Origin of the sequence: Planctopirus limnophila DSM 3776, assembly GCF_000092105.1 — a bacterium.
GTDB lineage: Bacteria > Planctomycetota > Planctomycetia > Planctomycetales > Planctomycetaceae > Planctopirus > Planctopirus limnophila.
Window position 1 is genome coordinate 663,066 of record NC_014148.1, and the last position, 19,657, is coordinate 682,722.

General features: G+C 54.4%; 15 protein-coding genes and 1 other RNA gene. 9 read left to right on the forward strand and 7 right to left on the reverse strand.

The genetic code is table 11. The features are described 5' to 3' along the window. Positions 1 to 187 precede the first annotated feature (187 nt). Positions 188 to 1,672 carry a hypothetical protein gene (locus PLIM_RS02825; RefSeq protein ID WP_013108808.1) on the reverse strand — a complete coding sequence of 495 codons (1,485 nt, stop codon included), beginning with the start codon at positions 1,670 to 1,672 and terminating at the stop codon, positions 188 to 190. A gap of 484 nt (positions 1,673 to 2,156) precedes the next feature. Between PLIM_RS02825 and PLIM_RS22285 the strand changes: the two genes are divergently transcribed. Next, the gene (locus PLIM_RS22285) at positions 2,157 to 3,056 is read left to right on the forward strand and encodes a hypothetical protein (protein ID WP_013108809.1); all 900 of its coding nucleotides are present in this window, start codon (positions 2,157 to 2,159) and stop codon (positions 3,054 to 3,056) included. Positions 3,057 to 3,274: 218 nt separating this feature from the next. Here the strand turns inward: PLIM_RS22285 and PLIM_RS24335 are convergent, their stop codons facing one another. Then, entirely contained in the window at positions 3,275 to 3,739 is a 465-nt protein-coding gene (locus PLIM_RS24335) for a hypothetical protein (RefSeq protein ID WP_013108810.1), read from the reverse strand. Positions 3,740 to 4,108: 369 nt separating this feature from the next. On the opposite strand from PLIM_RS24335, the gene PLIM_RS02845 reads away from it, so the two are divergent. After that, positions 4,109 to 5,998, forward strand: a complete 1,890-nt coding sequence (locus tag PLIM_RS02845; protein ID WP_041401003.1) for a hypothetical protein — start codon at positions 4,109 to 4,111, stop codon at positions 5,996 to 5,998. Here the strand turns inward: PLIM_RS02845 and PLIM_RS02850 are convergent. The 3 genes from PLIM_RS02850 to PLIM_RS22290 all read right to left on the reverse strand — a co-directional run bounded on the left by PLIM_RS02850 (position 5,945) and on the right by PLIM_RS22290 (position 10,059). After that, positions 5,945 to 6,547, reverse strand: coding sequence for a YdbT family protein (locus tag PLIM_RS02850; RefSeq protein ID WP_013108812.1), 603 nt, complete (start codon positions 6,545 to 6,547; stop codon positions 5,945 to 5,947). The two genes, PLIM_RS02845 and PLIM_RS02850, sit on opposite strands and share 54 nt — an antisense overlap. A gap of 87 nt (positions 6,548 to 6,634) precedes the next feature. Beyond that, entirely contained in the window at positions 6,635 to 7,351 is a 717-nt protein-coding gene (locus tag PLIM_RS02855; protein WP_148226952.1) for a hypothetical protein, read from the reverse strand. Between the two features lie 47 nt (positions 7,352 to 7,398). Next, positions 7,399 to 10,059: a protein-disulfide reductase DsbD family protein gene (locus PLIM_RS22290; RefSeq protein WP_196349517.1), complete on the reverse strand. Its 2,661-nt coding sequence runs from the start codon at positions 10,057 to 10,059 to the stop codon at positions 7,399 to 7,401. Between the two features lie 548 nt (positions 10,060 to 10,607). On the opposite strand from PLIM_RS22290, the gene ssrS reads away from it, so the two are divergent. Together ssrS and PLIM_RS02870 are read left to right on the forward strand one after the other, a co-directional pair. Then, positions 10,608 to 10,806, forward strand: a non-coding RNA gene (gene ssrS, locus PLIM_RS23455) — 6S RNA. 339 nt (positions 10,807 to 11,145) lie between these two features. Further along, the gene (locus PLIM_RS02870) at positions 11,146 to 12,444 is read left to right on the forward strand and encodes a replication-associated recombination protein A (protein ID WP_013108816.1); all 1,299 of its coding nucleotides are present in this window, start codon (positions 11,146 to 11,148) and stop codon (positions 12,442 to 12,444) included. A gap of 29 nt (positions 12,445 to 12,473) precedes the next feature. On the opposite strand, the gene PLIM_RS02875 is transcribed toward PLIM_RS02870, so the two are convergent. Further along, on the reverse strand, positions 12,474 to 12,986 hold the full coding sequence (locus PLIM_RS02875; protein ID WP_196349518.1) for a hypothetical protein: 513 nt from the start codon (positions 12,984 to 12,986) through the stop codon (positions 12,474 to 12,476). Positions 12,987 to 13,039: 53 nt separating this feature from the next. On the opposite strand from PLIM_RS02875, the gene PLIM_RS22295 reads away from it, so the two are divergent. From PLIM_RS22295 to PLIM_RS02890, 3 genes are all read left to right on the forward strand, one after another. Then, positions 13,040 to 13,738 carry a peroxiredoxin family protein gene (locus PLIM_RS22295; RefSeq protein ID WP_013108818.1) on the forward strand — a complete coding sequence of 233 codons (699 nt, stop codon included), beginning with the start codon at positions 13,040 to 13,042 and terminating at the stop codon, positions 13,736 to 13,738. 63 nt (positions 13,739 to 13,801) lie between these two features. Further along, positions 13,802 to 15,619, forward strand: coding sequence for a serine/threonine-protein kinase (locus PLIM_RS22300; RefSeq protein ID WP_013108819.1), 1,818 nt, complete (start codon positions 13,802 to 13,804; stop codon positions 15,617 to 15,619). A gap of 411 nt (positions 15,620 to 16,030) precedes the next feature. Continuing rightward, positions 16,031 to 17,320 carry a purple acid phosphatase family protein gene (locus PLIM_RS02890; protein WP_013108821.1) on the forward strand — a complete coding sequence of 430 codons (1,290 nt, stop codon included), beginning with the start codon at positions 16,031 to 16,033 and terminating at the stop codon, positions 17,318 to 17,320. 29 nt (positions 17,321 to 17,349) lie between these two features. Here the strand turns inward: PLIM_RS02890 and PLIM_RS02895 are convergent, their stop codons facing one another. Beyond that, on the reverse strand, positions 17,350 to 17,940 hold the full coding sequence (locus tag PLIM_RS02895; RefSeq protein WP_013108822.1) for a class I SAM-dependent methyltransferase: 591 nt from the start codon (positions 17,938 to 17,940) through the stop codon (positions 17,350 to 17,352). A 196-nt stretch (positions 17,941 to 18,136) separates the two neighbouring features. Here PLIM_RS02895 and PLIM_RS02900 point away from each other — a divergent pair, with 196 nt between their 5' ends. Then, positions 18,137 to 19,135 (forward strand): aldo/keto reductase, encoded by a 999-nt coding sequence (locus PLIM_RS02900; RefSeq protein WP_230849380.1) that lies wholly within the window; start codon positions 18,137 to 18,139, stop codon positions 19,133 to 19,135. Positions 19,136 to 19,276: 141 nt separating this feature from the next. Further along, entirely contained in the window at positions 19,277 to 19,633 is a 357-nt protein-coding gene (locus PLIM_RS02905) for a YciI family protein (protein WP_013108824.1), read from the forward strand. Positions 19,634 to 19,657: the final 24 nt, after the last annotated feature.

The following is a 19,657-nucleotide window of genomic DNA, read 5'->3' on the forward strand; positions in this document are numbered from 1 at the left end:
GCCAGCAGTGCCAGTCAGAAATCGATGGTTCGCAAAAATCGAAGAAGTTCAGTGGCACACTGGGCATTCAGAAAAATCATTGACCTGTAGCGTTTGGCCTGGTTCGGCATCGCGCATGCTCTTTGGGCAGCACGCGGGTCAAGCGTTGTGAGGTTCACAAGATCTGCCGGGATCAACTCGAATCTTACTACCGATAGAGTTGAGAGCGCCAGGAAACAGACGCTGCTGATTCCGATCGCGAGCGAGGCGTGCTGTCACTCGCCAGAAGTGAAACTTCCTCGTGGGAACGGGGTGGCAAATGAGCCAGTCGTGGGCGGAACATGACGATCAGCATCACGGGCAGATACCACAGGATGTAAACCCCTCCCTCATGGGGATACCAGAATTGCGTGGCGACAATAATCGCAGCCGAATGCGCCATCAGATGTTCGAGATTTTTGCGTAATGGCCAGAATGTGATCACTGTCAGCATGATCATGAATGCTGCAAAGACAGGAATACGATAGGCCTGGTCATATTGACTCCAGAATCCTTTGCCAGTTCCCGAATCAAATTTCAGAACAGACCAGTCAATTGAACCGACAATCTGCCGGGTGAGAGAATGCGAATCGGCCGCAGTCATCATCAGGCAGAGCAGCATCACACAGGCCACCGCACCCAGGGCAATCGAGAATCTCCCGGCTCCGCGCTTCCAGTAAAAGGCAATCCAGACCGGCAGCAGAAAGATCGCAAAGAAGAGTGAACCACAGGCCAGCCCCAGCAGAACTCCCGCAACACTCGGCGTTTTGTAGCTGGCAAAGGCCCAGACAACGAGTGCAGCCGGTAGCAGATGGGTGACTTTATTGACGTCGAAAGCAGTCACAGGCAGAAGCAGATAGAGCGTGGCCATGGCCAGTCCCAGGCGGGTATCGGAAAAATGCCAGCGACCGACAGCGATGAGTCCCAGGCATGTCGCCAGATGTGCCAGAATGGCCAGGACTCGAGTCGTCCAGATTGTGACGCCACCTGTCATCTGCACAATCGGAGTGGCGAGCAGCATGCTGGCCGGCCCGGATTCGACAGGTTTGTCCTCACGATCCTGTTCGGCAAGCTCGGTCTTTGCTGCCTGGTTCTGACTGTTGGACTCTGACAAGTTCTCTGGCTGTGTGCGAGTGTCTGGGTTGATATTGGAAGGCGAAATTTGATGGGAAGAATGGCCAGGAGATAAATCGTCATTCAATGAAGCGAGGCTGGTGGAGCCTGCTGCGCCTGTGCCATCCTGCCGCTTTAACAGGCCATCAGCGCGATGGGCAGTTTCAATCACCGCTGCGTGAGGCTCTAACGTCATCACCTTGGTGGCTTGAAAGGCCAGTGCCGAAACACACAGGAACGCCATGCCGGAGACGTTCAGATTCTGTTCAAGACGCGGACGGCGTGTAAAGAACCCATCCGCTAAAAGCCTAACTAACAGAATTCCCGTCACCAGAAAGAGCCAGGCGTAACCAAAGGCCACTGTTGCTTCGGAATATCTGGCCAGAAGCAGGCCAGGTGCCAACAAAAGCAGCAGTGCGAGATCAAAATTTCTCAACGACCAGATGCGGTCGAATTTGAAGAAGACAGCAATGATGAGCAGCAGCGACAGGTAAAACCATGTCGGCTCATTGACGTCGTAGCCACGGAGAATTGCTTCCATCCCAGCTCTCCTCGTGGGCAATTGTGCCCGCGTGTGAGATAAGGGTTGCCTTCGCAGAATTCAGCATATTCCTTTCCTGTACCGATAACTGCTGGAAATCGCTCTGCTGTGCCACTTGCTCAGCGACACTGACAGAATCATTTTCTTCGCGTCATCGCGACTGGATTACTGAAATCAGCAAAAGCGACAGCCATCATTGGCTGTATTCCGAACCCACTCGAAATGAATGAGGGTCAAGCTCCCCAGCCAACCTCATTCGGATCAAACCCCTAGTAGAATACGGTTCTCTGAAAGAACCGCAACACCAGACTGACGAAATTGCGACGCTAATTATGTGCCAAATGCTTCGGAATGTGTAGAATTGACAATCTTTCGGGTTGATAGGCATCAAAATCGTCAAGTGAAATGAGTTCATCATGAGATTGATGCAGGGTAAGCTGGGTACCTTATTAGATTGAGCGAAGTCAGCCGCAGGATTCACCGCATGCCGCCGTCATCCCACCGCATGGTGTTGAAGTTTCCCCAGAGGTGGATTGAAGTCCTTGCTCAACTCGGAAACTGGGAAAAGTCCAGCCACGGCTATCTCGTGCCACCCGCTGCCTGGCTGGCGGTTCATCCTGCGACAGCCTTAGGCTGTTCTGAAATCTCTGCGGCGGAGATCCCACCAGGAAGTTCTGCAAACTGGTCAAAAGGAACAGTTCTGTTGCAATCGTGGATGGCAGCCCTGATCGAGGCGAATGGCCATCAAGTGGCAGGCCGGCTAGAGACTACGCAGCCCATGGTGGAAGTTCAGGGAATCGAATGTGATGACTGGGCGTTGTCGGCGATCTGTCCGGCAGAGTACTGGCTCGCCTTAACTCATGAAATCCAGCAAAAAGAACATCCGCTCAAGCCTCAAGAACGATCTGCCTTAAGGCAATCGATTCGAGATTTCCTCAGGATTGCGATTCCGCCCGAGTCCCCTCAAGTTCAGCAGGTGGCTCTGTGTGCCGGGTGGCTGGAAGTCCTGGGATTGAGTGAAGAAAGTCACCAGGAAAGCCAGAGTATCGAAGGCTTGGGGCAACCGCCTCATGGCGACTATTGGCATGCGATTCATCACCGCCGGGAACCCGACCCGGGCAACGCCAGTTACTGGTTCCGCCGCATTTCGAAGCACCGGCTTCTGCAGGAACTTGAACAGTTGCTTCCCGTGGCCAATGCAGCATTTCCTGAGAAGAGTTCTCACACACCAGTCAGTTCCTGGAATCAGGCGACTCTCCTGTACCGCTGGGAGGAGTTTCCCGAGGACGATTTGCCAGAACAGCGATATGGCCGGTTGCTTCAATGGCTGGAGATGTCCGCCCTGATAGCAGCCAACGCGTCCTCAACTCACGTTCTGCGATAAAAACTTATTCCTGAGTCCACTCCTCAAGTGAGAAGTTTTCGAGGCCAAACAAATCGAAGGTTCAACGAAGCTTGGGGGGCAAGCTGTTCGAAAACGAAACAGCTCCCGAACGATTGTTTCTCAGTTCGGGAGCTGTCATTTGTGGTTTGCGACGGGTCTCGTTGAGCCCATTGTATTCGTATTGTCCGGCGATTCAGAGAGTTCTTGAAGGCGAACGACTATTCATCGTCGTCCTCTTCCTCCTCCTCCTCCTCCTCTTCATCTTCCTCTTCTTCCAGTTCGAGTTCTTCTTCGTCTTCGAGTTCCAGTTCTTCCAGAGCAGCGGCCTGTTCCGGATCATCGGAAATCGCCAGTGCGCCAGAAGCCACTGGAGCACCATCACCAATCAGTTCCTTCACTGGCTGGATGAAATAGAGCTTCTTGGATTTCTGGCGAAGTGCTTCCAGACGTTCTTCAGCCTCGGCGTACTGATCGTAAGGGAAGCGGGCTTCTTCCTTCATGCTGCCATTAAAGACCACCCACAATAATCGCTTGCGGGCCTGGACTTTTTCCTTGACCTTCCGCACCCGAGGAGTTGCGGCTGCCTTTTTGGTCGCTCGCTTCTTGGGTGCTGCGGTTTCGTCTACCCCTCGTGCTTCGGCGGCTTCCGCCATCCGACGCTGATCCAAACGACGCCCGGCCATTGAGTATCACTCCCGAGTTTTCAAAACGATGAAGCCGCACCAATCACTCAACGAGTCATCGTGCAGCCAAGAATCACAGATCGTAATGATTTCCTCGGTTTGAATCCATCGTGACAGTCAATCTTCCGCGATGGTGTACAGGGGGTCACTGCTAAGTGTTCTTAACTCTGGGAGGTTTAGGTGGAATTCACGGCTGGTAACAAATACTCCCAACATTCCAGCTCTATCGAAAGCTCTTTTACCTCAACCTGTCTGCCAGTCCGGCTCGATTTCACGAAGTGAGTATTCCGGCTGAGGAGACGCGTCATGTCCGAAATGAACATCAGGCGAAGTTCACCATCGTTCCCCCATTCCGAAAAAACGCGATCCATGCCTTTGCACGCAGGCTTCGTCATGCTGCTCGCAGGGTTAATGGTGGGATTCGATGGAATATCTTCGGCAGAGGCCGGGATCTGGCCCTGGTCGCGGAAAAAGGAAGAAGTCTCGAAGCCCAAAGATCATCCCCAGGCTCCACCTCCTGACGCAGGGAGCTTGAATGCCGGCATTCGCAATCTCCTTCTGGATGCCCACGCGGCCTATCAGAAAGGAGATCTCTCGACAGCCTTGAGGCTGGCTCAAAGAGCTGAAAAGCTCGCCAAAGCCTCTCAGCAGGTCGCCGGGAAACCTAATGAACTGGAAGGAACAGCTTCCCGCTTTGTCGTGGAAATCACTCGCCAACTGGAAGAAAAACACAAGTCTCTACCTGTTCAAGAAGCCTCGAAGTCACCTCAGGTAGCAGCGACTCCCAAGACTTCTCCCGATGCAGGGAAAACACACTCAGAGAAAGCCACAACTGAACCTGCACCAACTGCAGTGTCCGTTAAAACCAGTGAGGTTCCTCGCGAAACTCAAGTCGCAACAGCGAGTAAAAGCGAGGACTCTGCAGACAAAGCCGCCGTTGTGCCAAGCGCTGAGATCGATGCCGATCAGGGCTTGCGTACAGGGAATCTGTTATTGCAATCGACCGCTCCTGTGATGGAGTCGATCTCCAGTTCTTCCGTAAGTTCGAAGACGATGGTCACTCGCTCTGGCCCAGAGAATTTCCAAGTAAAGACAGAAGAGCCAGGCACGGATTTCCCTGACTGGGCACAGGATGTTCGACCGGCACAAGGCAAAGGCGAACGACTGGCAGAGGCTTCCATGGCCGCTGAAGAGAAAACAGCACCTCTGGCAGAAAATTTGAAATCGCTGAATCAGAACTCTGGGGTGACTCACAAAAATTCCCCAAAGGATGTCCCATCGGCCAGCACATCTCGCTCGATGGATTTCCAGAGCGAACAGCCTGAGCAAGTGGCAGCCAAATTGGAGAAAGCCACCTCGAAGCCAGTTCAAAATGATTTACCGACTGCCCACGATCTTCCCGCATGGGCCTTGGCTGCCGAGCCTGACGAAGAGCAGGAGGCTCGTGTTTCCGTCGATTTTGGAACGTCAACGGTTGATCAGGAAACGCCTGCTGGTCCCAGCTCAAAAAACATCTCTCGCTCTGTTCCGGTACCGCCTCAGGTTCAAGCCGAAGTGGTGAGCTTGCGAGAAGTGGTCGGCGAAGCACAATTGCCCGGCTGGCGTGAGATCACGCCGATGGACATTCACCAGCCGGCTCGACTGGATCCCTTATTGCGTATGCAGGTCGAAATGGCTGCAGCTGCCACTCGTGATCTGCGAACAAGAATTCTTGACGCTCCCCGCTTGATCAACAGCCAAGCCAGGCAAGTTGATCACGTTGCCCAAGGCACGATTACCCTCACATCGAATTCGCGTCAGGTCACGCCGACGGCAATTCCTTCAAGCCATGAGGTCTCTGGAAGTTCAATGGCGGGTGATCAGTATGCCGCTTTGCGTCCTGAGGGAGATCAAGAATCTCGATCACCTCTCAGCGTAATCGCTGTTGCGTCAAGTACTACAGATTCGACGAACCGCACCGTTGTCAATGCGCAGCCGTTGAGCGAGCCGGTAGTGACTTCATCCGTAGCGAATCGGGCGTGGGCATCACAAGTGGTGGTGCATACTCACGAACAAAACCTCCGGGATAACTCGAGTCTTGTCGCTGAGTCAACAGCTCAATCAGAGTCGAGCCAGGCTCGACTGGTGGAGACTGCCATTCATTGGCTGAGAAGCCACCCCGTGAGACACCGCTGGATGATGGCAGCTGTTGCTTTGAGCGTTTTCTCACTCTTGTGGTGGTATGGCGGACGCCAGTTGCCGGGCTCTCGCTCGGTTTGAGATCTGCGCTTGTGCCCGTGCCGTGTTCTGATCGGCCCGATACGCTTCCTGCAATAATTGCCTGAAACGGTCTGCAAAAGGGACGGCGTGCAATCGAAGTGGCTCTGCAGCCGCTCGTGACCTGATGACGATATCGCTGGATCGATAAAACGATTGAAAGCTCGCTGGATCGACCTGGATTTCAGTGACTTCACTCCAGGGGATCTGCGTCACGATGTGCCGTGTGAGTATGGTTTCAATGACCACGCCCGAGGTTGTGACCACATAGCGAACTCCCCGCAATTTGAGCCATACATACGCGATGATGGCGATGGGCCAGGTCGGCGGTATCCACACCAGATACGACAGCCGGATTCTGGGTGTGATATGTGGCAGGCTCTCGTACAACTTTCCCAGGTATTTTCCAATCGTGGTGCAGGCGATGGAAGGATAGACCGCCTCCAGTCGCTCTTCGTCATCTGTGGAAAAATTGGAAGTTGGGGAGTTCATCAGACACTTGAGTGACAAAAGGTAAAGTGCATAGATCTCGTCACGAAACTGATTCCACATTGAGTCTCCCGAAATCCTGCCCATCGGGCAAGCCTGCCGGGAGGAAACGGGATCATTGTTTCGATGGCATTCGTTTCGCAGAGAGAGTCAGTGACGTCCGCGAGGAGGCTCGGCAATGACCAGTTTCTGCATGCAGATCTGGCCCAGACGGGCCACCAGAGATCTGGCCGTCAAAGTTGAATGAATTGTCTCGGGTTGTTCAGCAACTTCCGGCTGAATTGAATCTATGGGGTGCACAAAAGAAGCCAGTTGAAACGTCTTGAACTCGCCAGATTCAAGGCAATCCAGCAGTGCAAAAGTCTCCGTCAACTGCTGCGAATTGCTTGCCAGAAAACTGTGAAGTTCTGCCTCGTTAAGGTCATGACGCAGCAGTGATGTCTCATGCGGATTTCTATGACGTGTCAAGCGAGACAATGTCCCACCCTGAGCGCGATACAGACAGGGTTCAACATACGCACGGCGAAGCTGATTCATTTCATTGAACTGCACCATCCACGATTGATCCCAATAAATCGAGAGCCAGTCGTTAGCCCGCGTTCCGATAAGAATTTCTTTGACGCTCTGAAGTCGAGCGGGTGCAGGATCATCCAGATCATCACTGTGCTGACAATTCGCCGGGTGATCCGGTCGAATGCGCTTCCATAGCGCACGTGATGTCAGTGCAATCGCTTCAGAGAAAAGATCGTCGTGATCTGCTTCCTGCCGGGCCATAGATTGCTGACTCGTCACCAGTGAGACAATTTGTCCGAGGATAACCTTGCGAGAAAGTTCATTACGAACTGTAGCCGTTGTTCCAGGGAGCAAACACAGACGTTTGATTCCAGATACGACGCAGATCCTCAGCGGAAAATCTATCGCCGTTCGACAGATGCAGGTTCTTTGCTCGCCACCTGCTTCGCTTTCCACTTCTCGAAGCGATTCCACCCCTTATCAAGAAACGCAGCAAACTCACCCTCTTTACGTTCAAGACCCTTATAGACCGCCAGAATGGTTTTTCCATCCGGCGAAACCACCGCATACGATGGCAGTGAAACATCGCCAAACCACTTCACCTGGAGATCGATATTGCGATCGCGCAGGCTCTCGGCGTAATCCGCATCGGTGATGTGTGGTACGCGATCAGCAAACAATTGCGTCGCCAGAAATCGCTCCAGTCGGGAATGATTATCCGGTAGCTTCATCTTCTGCTCCATCAGTCGGCAATTGACACAATTCACACCGGTGAAGTCAAAGAACAGCGGCTGTTGCTTCGATTTCGCCAAGGACAGCGCACGATTCACATCGAGTGCAAACGGAATTCCATCATGCACCATCACCGGGCCGAGTTCCTCAGTCTCTTTGAAGCCTTGCTTTAATTGAGGCGGTGCAAAGGCCAGGATCTGCGGCATCAAGGCACCCCCTGATTTTTCCGGAGTCAGCACGCCCACCATTAGAAAAAGCGAAAGCCCCAGAAACGTTGTCCCGGCCAACGCCTGCAAGGGAGAAATTCGATCCTGTGGCTGATCATGCGACAGATGGAATATCCCCAGCAGATACAAGCCCGCAGTAATGGCCAGCACACTCCAGGCCACCATCACAAAGGCAAAATCAAAGAGCATCGGCTGTGGATTCAGCGACAGATCCGCCACGCTGAAGAACTTGATTGCCGCCCCAATTTCCACAAACCCCAACACCACCTTCAACGTAAAGAGCCAGCCGCCGCTCTTAGGAAGCTTGCGCAGCATGCTCGGGAAGAGTGCCAGCAGAAAGAACGGCATCGCAAAAGCCGTCGAAAAAGCCAGCATCCCCAGGATCGGCCAGAACACGTTCCCTTGAGATGCCGCCACGAGAATTGTCCCTGCCACGGGAAAGGTGCAGGTAAACGATGTCAGCGTGAAGGTTAACGCCATAAAGATTACACCCAGATACCCACCGGCAGCTTCCTGATTGGCGGTGTATGTGAGCAGCCACGATGGCGGCTGAATTTCAAACAATCCCAGCATGCTCAGACCAAAAGCGACAAAGATCGCCCCGATCGCAAAATTCATCCAGGGATTATTAGCCAGTTGTGTCAGGAATGTGGCTCCAAAGATCAGCGAAAGGCCAACGCCAAGTAACGTAAAGGTGCCAATAATGGCCAGGCAGTAAACGACGGCTAAGCCAACCGATTTCCCATGCCCCTGCTTGAGGAAAAATCCGACGGTAATCGGCACCATCGGAAATGCACAAGGGGTCAGCAAAGCCAGCCATCCCGCCAGAAAGGCTGTCAACAGGTAACCCAAAGTCCCTGCCGCTGCGGATGACTCTTCCTGAGCATCGCCATCATCTTCCCAGAAGGTCACTCCACTTAAAGCACCCGCCTGACTGGCGCTGGTTTCTGCTGTCCCCGTCGTGGATTCGCGAGTGGATTCCTCGGGTGGAACGGGTGCTTTTGTATTCCCCGTTTCAGCAGGAGAGCCGCGTTCTTGAGGCAAGGCTTCGACACCAGCGCGGGATGGTTCCTGCATTCCCAGAGCCAGTTTGAACTTGGGCATGGGCACACACGAGCCCTGAGTACAGGCCTGTGAATGCACAATGGCTTTCAAGCCATACGCTCCGGGGGTTTGCCCTGCGTTGACCACAAAAGGTTTCGTCCAGGTGACGCGATCATGATAAACCTCCAGTGGCCCACCGGCTCCCGGCTCGATTTCATGGGGATGATCTGCCACAAACGGGCCCGCTTCCGAAAGGCCATTCAATTGTTCGAAATCAACAACTGTGGCCGAGCCTCCAAATCCGTCGGGTTGCGTCATTGAGAAAGTGTGGTATTTGGGATCGATCTTCGCGGTGAGGACAAGTTCGACCTTCTCGCCCGGTTTGGCATTTTCCGGGGTCAGCTGTGCAGTGAATTCGATTGGCTGAGGCTTCACGCCACGCTTAAGTCGCTCGGTCACACGAAAAGGAAGCATTTGTGCTGGGGCGGGCTGTTCGACTGTGGTTGTGGTGCTCGCCTTAGCCGCCATGCGCTCCGGGATGTTTCCTTCGAGCTTAGTCGAGAATTTGATGGCCGGAATAATTGGCAGGCATTGCCCACCTTCACCGGCGCTGCAGTATTGTCCTTCGAGCCCACCGCTGATGACCAGGTTTTTGAGATCGACAGTCGGGGCGATATTCAACACCTGCGTCCATGTCGCTGAATCGTGAAGTTTGAAAAGATCGACTCCAAAGAGTGGTTCAAAGATCTTCTGTGGTGGTTTTGCAGAGACAAATGCACCAGCCGCAGTTACCCCTTCTGGAAGCTTGGTACGAATCTGGGTGCGGCCCTCAAACTTGCCTTGCACATCGTAAATATAGTGCCCTTCCGGCAGCACGACGGTCACACTGAGTTGTGCCTGGAGGTGTTGTGCCTGGAGTCCGCTCGCCTGTTCTGGAAGCAGTATCAATTGAGCTGAGACTTCCGGTTTGGCGGCAGCTCCACCCAATAGCGAATCACCTGCCGAATCGCCAAAGAGATCATCAAACTGTGCCTGTGCCGTGATTGGGAAAACCAGCACCGCGAGAACCACGGCAGACAATTTCCAAAGGCTCTGCCAGAGCCCATGGCTGGTGTTATGGCGGCCCTTCACGACACTTGGTCGATGGAAATCAAGGCAATCAATTTCCGAGTGATTGGAATAATCCGCGTGCTTTGAATCGCAGTGATCAGTCTGGGCAGGCTGGGATGTTGCGGCATAGGGCATATTCAGAATCCGCTCAGCAATGGGGGGAGGGCAGCAGCGATTATGTGTCAATTGGGGCAGGTTGAAAAATGACAGTCTGCCCCCGGTTAGATCTCTGTTTGAAAATCCGGGAACAGACTTTTCAATATTTCCTTCAGTTTAGCGTAAACCTTACAAAAAATGGGTTCAACCCTTGGGTTTCTGACAAGTTCTCCGACAAACAATGCATGAGTTGTGCCAATTGATCCCATCCGCATCTGCAGCCGGTTCATTTGAACTCAACCAGAATCGAACTTTTGAAGAAGATCATGTTTCGCCTGTCGATAGAACTTGTCAGCACTCCTTCAGCGCGCTACCATTTTCGCAGCCTGCAAAGGTTTGTGCATCCCCTGCGGTGTGCGTGATGAGCCGAATGCGTTGACCCTACAATCATTGTTTCGGATGTCGGATCCGTCTGGCCGCGTGTATATCCGATGCTGCGAATGCAGCCTCTCGGCTCACACAACCCGGGCGTTCGGCATCCACCTGAACATTAAGGGTTCAGATAACCATCAGTGCTCACACGGCTCGCGCGGAGGTTGCACTTTTTTGTTTGCGGGGCGGCCTCTGAGGCGGCGTTGATGGCAACATTGATCATCCAATCGCTCTCAACCGGCAGCCCCTGGTTCAGTTTGCAGGGCCGCCTCCGACGCAGGGTCAACGGGAGTTCCATCAACCAATGACTCTCAACCGGCAGCCTCTGGTTTTGTTTGTGGGGCCTGCGTCTGGCAAGTCTTTGTTGGGTGGATGCTAATCCACCAATTCAGTTGCTCCTCAACACTTGTTACTCACTCCACCTCTGGCGTGAAGCCTCACCATAGACTCTTCCACTGACCATGCCATAATGGCGAGGGAACAAGTCTTCCACATGCCAGGTGATCCATGTCTCTCTTTGCCAGTATTGAGGCGTCGCATCTTGAGGATGCCAAGCCACTCGCTGCCCGGATGCGTCCACGGAACCTCAACGAGTTCATCGGGCAGTCACATGTCCTGGGAGAAGGGACGCTCCTCCGGCGAATGTTGATTGCCGATCGCATTCATTCTGTCGTCTTCTATGGCCCGCCCGGCGTCGGAAAGACAACTCTCGCTGAACTCATCGCCAAAAGCTCAAAGCGGCGATTCATCGCACTCAATGCCGCTGCCACCGGTGTCAAGGAACTGCGAGAAGCTCTTGATGAATCCCGCGAGCGGCTCAAATCGAGCGGCACGAAAACACTGCTCTTTGTCGACGAACTGCATCATTTCAACAAGCAGCAACAGAATGTGCTGTTGCCCGATGTCGAACAGGGAGTTGTCTCCTTAGTGGCTGCCACGACGGCCAATCCCTTCTTCGCACTGATTGCTCCGCTTCTCAGCCGTAGCCAGATCTTTGAATTGAAGCCGCTCTCTACGGAAGAAATCAAAGCCGTTCTACGTCAGGCTTTATCCGATGAGACGCGAGGTTACGGCCAGAAAAACCTGAAAGTTCCCGAAGAAGTCTTTGATTTCCTGGCAGCCAGTAGCGATGGCGACGCACGCAGGGCGCTTTTAGCTCTCGAAATCGCTGTCGAATCGTTAGATTCCCGGGTTCTGGAACTCACCCTCGAAATCGCACAGGAATCGCTGCAAAAGAAGGCCATTCGTTACGACAAAAGTGGTGATGATCACTACGACGTCATCAGTGCGTTTATCAAGAGCATGCGTGGCAGTGATGCCGATGCGACAATTTACTGGCTGGCCCGCATGTTGGAAGCTGGAGAAGAGCCCCGCTTTATTGCCCGCCGGATTGTGATTGCCGCCAGTGAAGATGTGGGCATGGCCGATCCTCAGGCACTGGTTGTCGCGATGGCTGCCGCTCAGGCACTCGAGATGATCGGCATGCCAGAAGGCCGAATTCCTTTAGCACAAGCGGCGATCTATGTCGCCACGGCTCCAAAATCGAACGCCTCTTACAATGCGATCAACCAGGCACTGAGCGACATTCAGAAACAATACATTCTGCCAGTCCCGAATCATTTGCGGGATGGCCACTATCCCGGTGCTAAACGCCTGGGCCATGGTGAAGGTTACCAGTATCCTCACGATGCCCCAGACGGCTGGGTCAAGCAGGATTACCTGACGGAGCCTCGAAGCTATTACACACCCACGGATCGCGGCTATGAACAGGAGGTTTCTCGCCGTCGGCAACGGCAAGGCGACTAAACATCTTTGGTGCGGAGAATTACTACCGATCAAGATTTCACTTTTGCCACGCACTGCGATCCGCGTTCAAATTGTTGAGTGGCGGCCGTCACTTCGGCCTGGAAACCACGTTGCCGGAGATTTGCATGACATCGGAGAGCCTGCTGCGGATGATCATCTTTCTGAACGTAGGGAGCGTCCTGGCAGAGGCGTGTTTCGCCGATCCGCCCGCTCCGGCGGTTGTCCCTGCCGGTGAAGACTCCGTCGCGGCCTTTATCAAGATCGACATCCTCGCCCGACAGACCTGCACCGGACTGGGTGCCTGCCAGGGTGCCGCTCTGCATGATCACGGGTCGGGCAGGTTGCCCCGGAACGAGTGATGTCTTGTCGGCTCGCCGCTGTTGGACGCGGAAGCAGGTGACAACAATTTTCTGCGAATTCCAGTTTTCTCCGCAACGTGGAACGTTCCGCATGTATCCAAAGAGTAACATCCCCTGCTGGCCACCACGACGGGCAGACGTTAGCCTTCTCAGGTCGTGGCCGGGACAACAAGTGTCAGACACGATCAAGTGGTACGAGAACGATCTGATGCGACAACAGATGAGAAGGATCTGCCATGCGTGCGGTTTTGGCGCTAATGATCACCTTCATATCGCTGATGGGCTACGGTTGTGGCGCGATCAAAGAGACTGCACCTGAGCGTTCCTCCACCACGGTGACAACCCACGAGGGTGGGGCCGACGTTGATTCCTCCGTCATCACGTTCCACGACGAGGTCATCAGTCAGGACACCCCGGTTGTGGAGCTGTCAAGCCTCGAACTCACGACGCCCGACGGGAAACCCGTTCGGTTGAGTGACTTTCTTAAAACTGGCAATCTTGTGGTCGTAGTCACGAGCGGCTACGCCGGTTCGATCTGTCCGGTCTGTTCGACACAGACTTCGAGGTTCATCGCCAACCATGAGGCGATCAAGTCGCGCGGTGCCGAAGTCGTAGTGATCTATCCGCTCGGCAGTGAAAACGATCGCTCCCGCAGCGGCGAATTTCTGGCAGCCGCGAACAAACGGGTCGCGTTGGCTCCCGGCGCTCAACCTTCCTTCCCCTTGTTAGTAGATGTGGGGCTGAAAGTGGTCGACCTTTTGGGTATTCGCCAGGATTTATCGAAACCCGCGACCTACATTCTGGATCGAACCGGCGCGATTCGCTTTGCTTATGTGGGCGAGAGTATGGCTGACCGTCCCTCGGTCCAGGCGATCCTGCGGCAACTGGATACCCTCAACACATCGATGACGAACGCCGCCCGGGTGGGCACATAGCGTTAAACCGCTTTCTCCGAACCAGACATCGCTACGATGCAAGCTCCGCGAGGTTGATGCCAGATGCCACTGGATGACGAGTTCCTTGCAGTCGCGGTTCGGAACGGTTTGTTGGAGCAAGTCGTTGCTGACCAGTTGGGAGCTTTGTCGGCAAGCTCTGGCATCTCTTCGGCACAAGCAGCACTCAACGCCGGCCGACTTTCACATGACCAGATCGATGTCATCGAAGCTCTGAGAAGTCCTTTGGATCAGATTCCGGGTTATGAGCTGCTGTCGCTCCTCGGACAGGGAGGCATGGGCGTCGTCTACAAGGCTCGGCAGTTAGCGTTCGACCGCATCGTAGCCCTGAAGCTCGTGCGGAGCGGATCTGCTTCAAGTACGGCGGTCGCCCGCTTTGAAAATGAGATCCGCACCATTGGCAGCTTTTCCCATCCGCATATCGTGACCGCCTTCGATTCGGGAAAGCATGCCGGTCGACTGTATCTTGCCATGGAGTATCTTGATGGCCAAGACGCTGAGGTCTTCATCCCTAAGGAAAGGTTTCTCCCCGAAAGGATCGTCTGGGGGATGATCCGTCAGGTCGCGACAGGCTTGGCGTACGCCGCCGAGCGGGGAGTCACGCATCGCGACATCAAACCGGCGAACCTGTTGCTGGTGACGCCGCCGAGCGGATATCCCCTCCCTGAGGGTGTTCCGTTCGTCAAAATCGCGGACTTCGGACTCGCCCTCCTGCAGGAGGATTTTGACGCGCAAACCCGCCTGACGAGGGAAAACGCCGCCGTGGGCAGCCCACACTACATGTCTCCCGAACAAATCATGGGTTCCCAGGTCGGCTTGAAGTCCGACATCTATGCGCTGGGAGCCACGGCCTATCATCTGCTCTGCGGCCACCCCCCCTATCATGGCTACACGTTGACGCAGATCTATTCGCGAAAAATGCTTCGGGATCCTGCGGCGTTGAGGGAACTCCGCCCCGGACTTTCCGCCGATTCGGTCTCACTCGTCGAGAGGATGATTCACCGTGAAGAGACCGAGCGGCCCAACGACTACGCGACCCTGCTCCATCGAATCGACACAATCCAACAGTCGACAGACCCTGCCGGAGTGTCGGCGTCGATCCCACAGAGGTCATCTGCCACACCAGGAACCTCCCCGGATCGATACCGCCATTCACTCGTTGCATGGTCTCGCCGCCTGATGACCATTTCCGCGATTGTCGTCGGGCTGGCTGCCATCGCCGCCGGGTTCTGGTGGTCTCTGCCGATCAACCCCAAATTGACCGGGCCGAGGAATTGGCAAGCTACGGGCTGGGTTCGACAATGTTTCGATGGTGCGTCGCTCAATGGATGGCGTACGATTCGTGGAGCCTGGGTACCCGGCGCGAAGGATGAGGAAGGAGGATTCGTCTTATCGGGAAGAGGTGCCTTGGGATATCCCCTCGCCAAACCTGTGAACGGTGGCATGATGCGACTGGACGGCTTTCGCCTCTCCGTCCTATGGCAGAGACAGAGCGCGCAGATCGTTGAGCTGCAATTTCCGGAGGAGCCGTCGGCCCGGCACGGCGAAACCCGGTCGATGGTCTTTCAAGCGACTCCCGACTCGATCCGCTGGGGCCGTCGAATGCTCCCGACAGGAAGTCTGGAGACAGTTTTCGCGGAGCGGTTCATCACTCTGCCCGCCGATTCGGTTCACGAACTGCGCGTCGAATTCCAGGGTGGGGAGTGGTTGGCGTACCTCGACGGACAACTCTTCGGGAGTTCCCCTTCCGGCCCCTTGCCATCTAATGAGTTCCGTCTGGTCGCCGAAGTGGATCCGGGTGACGCCGAGGGGGCGGCGTGGTTCAGCGACATCTTGCTGGAGGAACTCGGGCCGCCAATTTGACACGCCCTGTGGCCGGGTCAAGCAGGATTACCTGACGGAGCCCCGAAGCTATTACACACCCACCGGACGCGGGTATGAGGCGGTCGTACTTCAGCGACTCATCGAGCGAAATGAATCAGGTCGTTCTCGATCCTGAAAAGTATGGGATGGGTTCCATTGAGATGCCCGGGTCGTTGCGGGCTTTGTGTAAAGAGTAGTCGCATATCATCAATCCAATTTGCTAAATCTTCATGCGTCTGAAGTCTTTCGACTGGCACGGAATTCATGAACTCGGCAAGATTCCTGAAGCAGGTCTTCACTTTTTGCTCGAATTGTGGCCTGTTTCAATTGCGGCTATAGAAGCCCACAGGTTCCCACCATCTGTAACGGCCTTGATACTTCCCACCAGATTCTCTGCCAGAGGTCTTCTCGATGAACGTTGTTGATCGTCGTCAGTTTCTTGGCTTAACGCTCAGTGCGGCAGCCTTCAGTGCTGCCTCAAATCTACTCCCATTCGACGACCGCTATGCCCACGGCAAAGTTCTCGGTGCGGACGGGATGCCTGTCTCACCGCAGGTCGAGGGGCCGGAAACGATGTTTCTCACATGGCCGGGAGATCCGACATCGACCATCTGCATTCAATGGGTCGATCAGGATCACGGAAACGAACTTGAGATCGCCTACTCTCCACTGGAAAGTGACAACTGGCAGATCGCCAAGGTCACAACAAAGCCTTTCCCGATGACGAAAGATAAAGTCTACCGTGCCAGTATTTCGTCACTTCAACCGGGGACAGAGTATCGATTTCGTATGGGGGCCGATGCTCCCACGTTCCGCTTTCGAACCATGCCCAAAAAGCTGACTGATACCTTTCACTTTGTCTCAGGTGGTGATGCGGGAACAGGCAGCCATGCAATCGGAACTAATCAACTTGCAGCCCGGCAGGAACCTTACTTTGCTCTCCTTGCCGGCGATCTCGCTTACGACAACGGTAAATCGCCCCGAACCTTTATAAAATTCCTGAAGAACTACCGAGCTCACATGGTTGACCCCCAGGGCCGGCTCATTCCGCTGCTGGCCTGTCCAGGAAACCATGAAGTCGATGGTGCTTATAAACAGCCCCGTGAAAAGGCGGGCTCCTACCTCTCGGTCTTCGACTGTTTTTTTCCGGATACGACCTACGGTGTCTACGATATCGGTGATGACTTCAGCCTTGTATTGCTCGATACCGATCATATTTCGCCCATCGAAGGGGAACAGACGTCATGGCTCGAAAAAACACTGGCCGCACGACAAGACAAAAAACATCTCTTTGTGGCCAATCATGTCCCCGCTTATCCATCGTATCGAGCTGCCAATATCGACAGCGATAAGCCGGGAACGGGGGCTGCCCAGCGAAAACTCTGGTGCCCGCTCTTTGAACGCTACAACGTCGATGTCGTTCTGGAACATCACGACCATCTCTTCAAACGGTCACATCCTTTAACCGATGGCAGAAAAGATAAATATGGCGTCCCTTACTTAGGTGATGGTTCGTGGGGGATGTTGCGGCCCCTCAAAGAACCCGAGTTGCGGCCCTACCTGGCCAAGGTCAGTTCGTCATACCATATGACGGCGCATCATCTCGAAGGAGACGAACGGTTTCATATCGCACTTGAAGAGAATGGCCGGATTGCCGATGTCTGCATGACCAGAAATAAACGTGCTGCCCGAAGAGGATGATCTTCAACGATTGATCATCGTGACGGGATTCATAGAGTGTGGAGAGCTGACTCTGGTCGTTTGTGAATGGTCATCAGTATTGCTGAGAGGGGGCCACGTTCCGCATATTGCTGGGTCTTTACTTCGAAGTACGCAGGTAAACCTTGAGCCCATTCCCTCACAGCCTGGGTTTCCGCTGCCCCCGCCGGATGACCGGGATAGAGCATGACCGTCAGCAGGCCGGTCGCAGAAAGCAGCATCAAGGCCTGTTCCAGTGCCGCGATCGTCTCCGTCGCCGTGGTAGTGATGGACTTATCGCCTCCGGGGAGATAGCCCAGATTCAACATGACGGCGGCCAACTTCCCATGATACTTTTCGGGGATCACGGCTTTCATCTGGCTGTGCGAAACCTGTTGTAATTGCACCCAGTTCACCCCCGCTTGAGACCGCCGGTATTCACTGGCAGCGATCGCCTGCTCCTGAACATCGAAGGCCCATACCAACCCTGCCGGGCCGACCGTTCTGGCGAGAAACTCCATGTCATGGCCATTCCCGGCAGTCGCATCAATCGCAAAATCTCCCGGCTGCAGATGCTGCCTGAGCAGTTCATGGGCAAGGGTGGTTAGCGGCACTGGTCGCATGAAAAACTTTCGGACGGATCGCTGACTTGATGAGAAGAGAAAGATATCCGAGCTATCGACGCGATGACTCAGGAGTTCTCAGGCTGCTCGAATGATAGACTGGCGGCATCGTCGCTTCCTTAAAGTGAAGTCAGGTCTTCCGTCATTTTCATTACGATGGCCTCTCACGATTCGCTTTCCAGAGGTTGAGCAGTATATGTCAGCACCAACAGATTCGAGCGTATCCTCACAGCCAGGCCCCATGCTGCCAGAGTTAAGAACGCTGGGTGCCACCGATATTCGGGTCACGAGCATTGCGATGGGGTGCTGGCCAATTGCGGGTATTACAACACAAGGCGTGACGAAACCTCGAAGTCTCGCCACACTTCAGGCGGCTTTTGATGCCGGGATCAACTTCTTCGATACCGCGTACTGCTACGGTTACGAGGGAGAGTCGGATCGATTGATTACGGAAGCCTTAGGCCATGTGCGAGACAAAATTGTGATCGCATCGAAAGGTGGCATTCAATGGAGTGCAGATCGAGTTCAAGTGAAAGATGGGCGACCCGAAACCATCGTCCGGCAATGTGAAGAGAGTCTTCAGCGACTCGGTACCGATGTCATCGACTTGTACTATCTCCACGGCCCGGATCCACAGGTTCCCGTCGAGATTTCTGCCGAGGCATTTGTACGACTGTTCGAGCAGGGGAAGATTCGCAGTGCCGGTCTTTCGAATGCGACTTTGGAACAGTTGTCGGCGTTTCATCGGGTGTGCCCCCTGTCGGCATATCAGCCGCGCTACAACATGGTGCAACGGGAAATCGAACAGTCTCAGTTGCCGTGGTGCCGGGAAAACCACGTTTCGTGCATTGTCTACTGGCCGCTGATGAAAGGCTTGCTGGCGGGTCATTATCCGCGAGAGCATCTTTTCCCTCCGACAGACAGCCGCCATAAGTATGCCGTCTTTCAGGGGCAAGAGTGGCAACGGAACCAGGATTTGCTGGATGAATTGAAGGCGATTGCCAGGCGGTGTGAGCTTTCGGTCGCCCGGCTGGTGCTCCAGTGGACGATTCAGCAGGCGGGGATTACCTCGGCCCTGTGCGGAGCCCACCGGCCCGAACAGATTCAGGAAAACGCGTTCGCGATGGCGGGAAAACTCAACCATGAAACGTTAATGGAGATTGAGTCCGCGATTGCCCGTCGCGATTTGCCATAAACATTTCGAAAAAAATCAAATTCCTGTCGAAATGGCCATCCGCCAATCGTCATCTTGCTGAGTGAGGTCGTGGATCTCGCCAGAGAATTGACTGAAGGCGATGGCGTTCGAACGCCTCGCCAAGAGATCAGGGAACTGAAAATGCTTTATGCCGTCTTGGTTTATGAAACAGCTCATGAAACAGAAGCTCGCAATCATCCAGAGCGGGCAGGTGCTTATTGGGGAGCCTACAAAGCCTATTCGGATGCACTAGTTCAAGCGGGTGTCATGGCGGGCGGTAATGCTTTACAGCCCATCAGCACTGCGACAACGGTGCGAATTCGTGACGGAAAGCGCGATGTGCAGGATGGTCCCTTCGCAGATACCAAGGAGCAGTTAGGTGGGATGTTCGTGATCGATGTGCCTCATCTCGAAGCGGCACTCGAATGGGCAGCACGTTGTCCTGCGGCTCTAACGGGTTCAGCAGAAGTGCGACCGATCCTGCCGATGAACGGATAATGAGTTTTTGTGTACGCAATTGAG

What these genes read in the sequence shown, in the direction of transcription:
- PLIM_RS02825 (WP_013108808.1), bottom strand. Translation starts at nt 1,672, where the DNA reads ATGGAAGCAATTCTCCGTGGCTACGACGTCAATGAGCCGACATGGTTT.
- PLIM_RS22285 (WP_013108809.1), top strand. Translation starts at nt 2,157, where the DNA reads ATGCCGCCGTCATCCCACCGCATGGTGTTGAAGTTTCCCCAGAGGTGG.
- PLIM_RS24335 (WP_013108810.1), bottom strand. Translation starts at nt 3,739, where the DNA reads ATGGCCGGGCGTCGTTTGGATCAGCGTCGGATGGCGGAAGCCGCCGAA.
- PLIM_RS02845 (WP_041401003.1), top strand. Translation starts at nt 4,109, where the DNA reads ATGCCTTTGCACGCAGGCTTCGTCATGCTGCTCGCAGGGTTAATGGTG.
- PLIM_RS02850 (WP_013108812.1), bottom strand. Translation starts at nt 6,547, where the DNA reads ATGTGGAATCAGTTTCGTGACGAGATCTATGCACTTTACCTTTTGTCA.
- PLIM_RS02870 (WP_013108816.1), top strand. Translation starts at nt 11,146, where the DNA reads ATGTCTCTCTTTGCCAGTATTGAGGCGTCGCATCTTGAGGATGCCAAG.
- PLIM_RS22295 (WP_013108818.1), top strand. Translation starts at nt 13,040, where the DNA reads ATGCGTGCGGTTTTGGCGCTAATGATCACCTTCATATCGCTGATGGGC.
- PLIM_RS22300 (WP_013108819.1), top strand. Translation starts at nt 13,802, where the DNA reads ATGCCACTGGATGACGAGTTCCTTGCAGTCGCGGTTCGGAACGGTTTG.
- PLIM_RS02890 (WP_013108821.1), top strand. Translation starts at nt 16,031, where the DNA reads ATGAACGTTGTTGATCGTCGTCAGTTTCTTGGCTTAACGCTCAGTGCG.
- PLIM_RS02895 (WP_013108822.1), bottom strand. Translation starts at nt 17,940, where the DNA reads ATGCGACCAGTGCCGCTAACCACCCTTGCCCATGAACTGCTCAGGCAG.
- PLIM_RS02900 (WP_230849380.1), top strand. Translation starts at nt 18,137, where the DNA reads ATGTCAGCACCAACAGATTCGAGCGTATCCTCACAGCCAGGCCCCATG.
- PLIM_RS02905 (WP_013108824.1), top strand. Translation starts at nt 19,277, where the DNA reads ATGCTTTATGCCGTCTTGGTTTATGAAACAGCTCATGAAACAGAAGCT.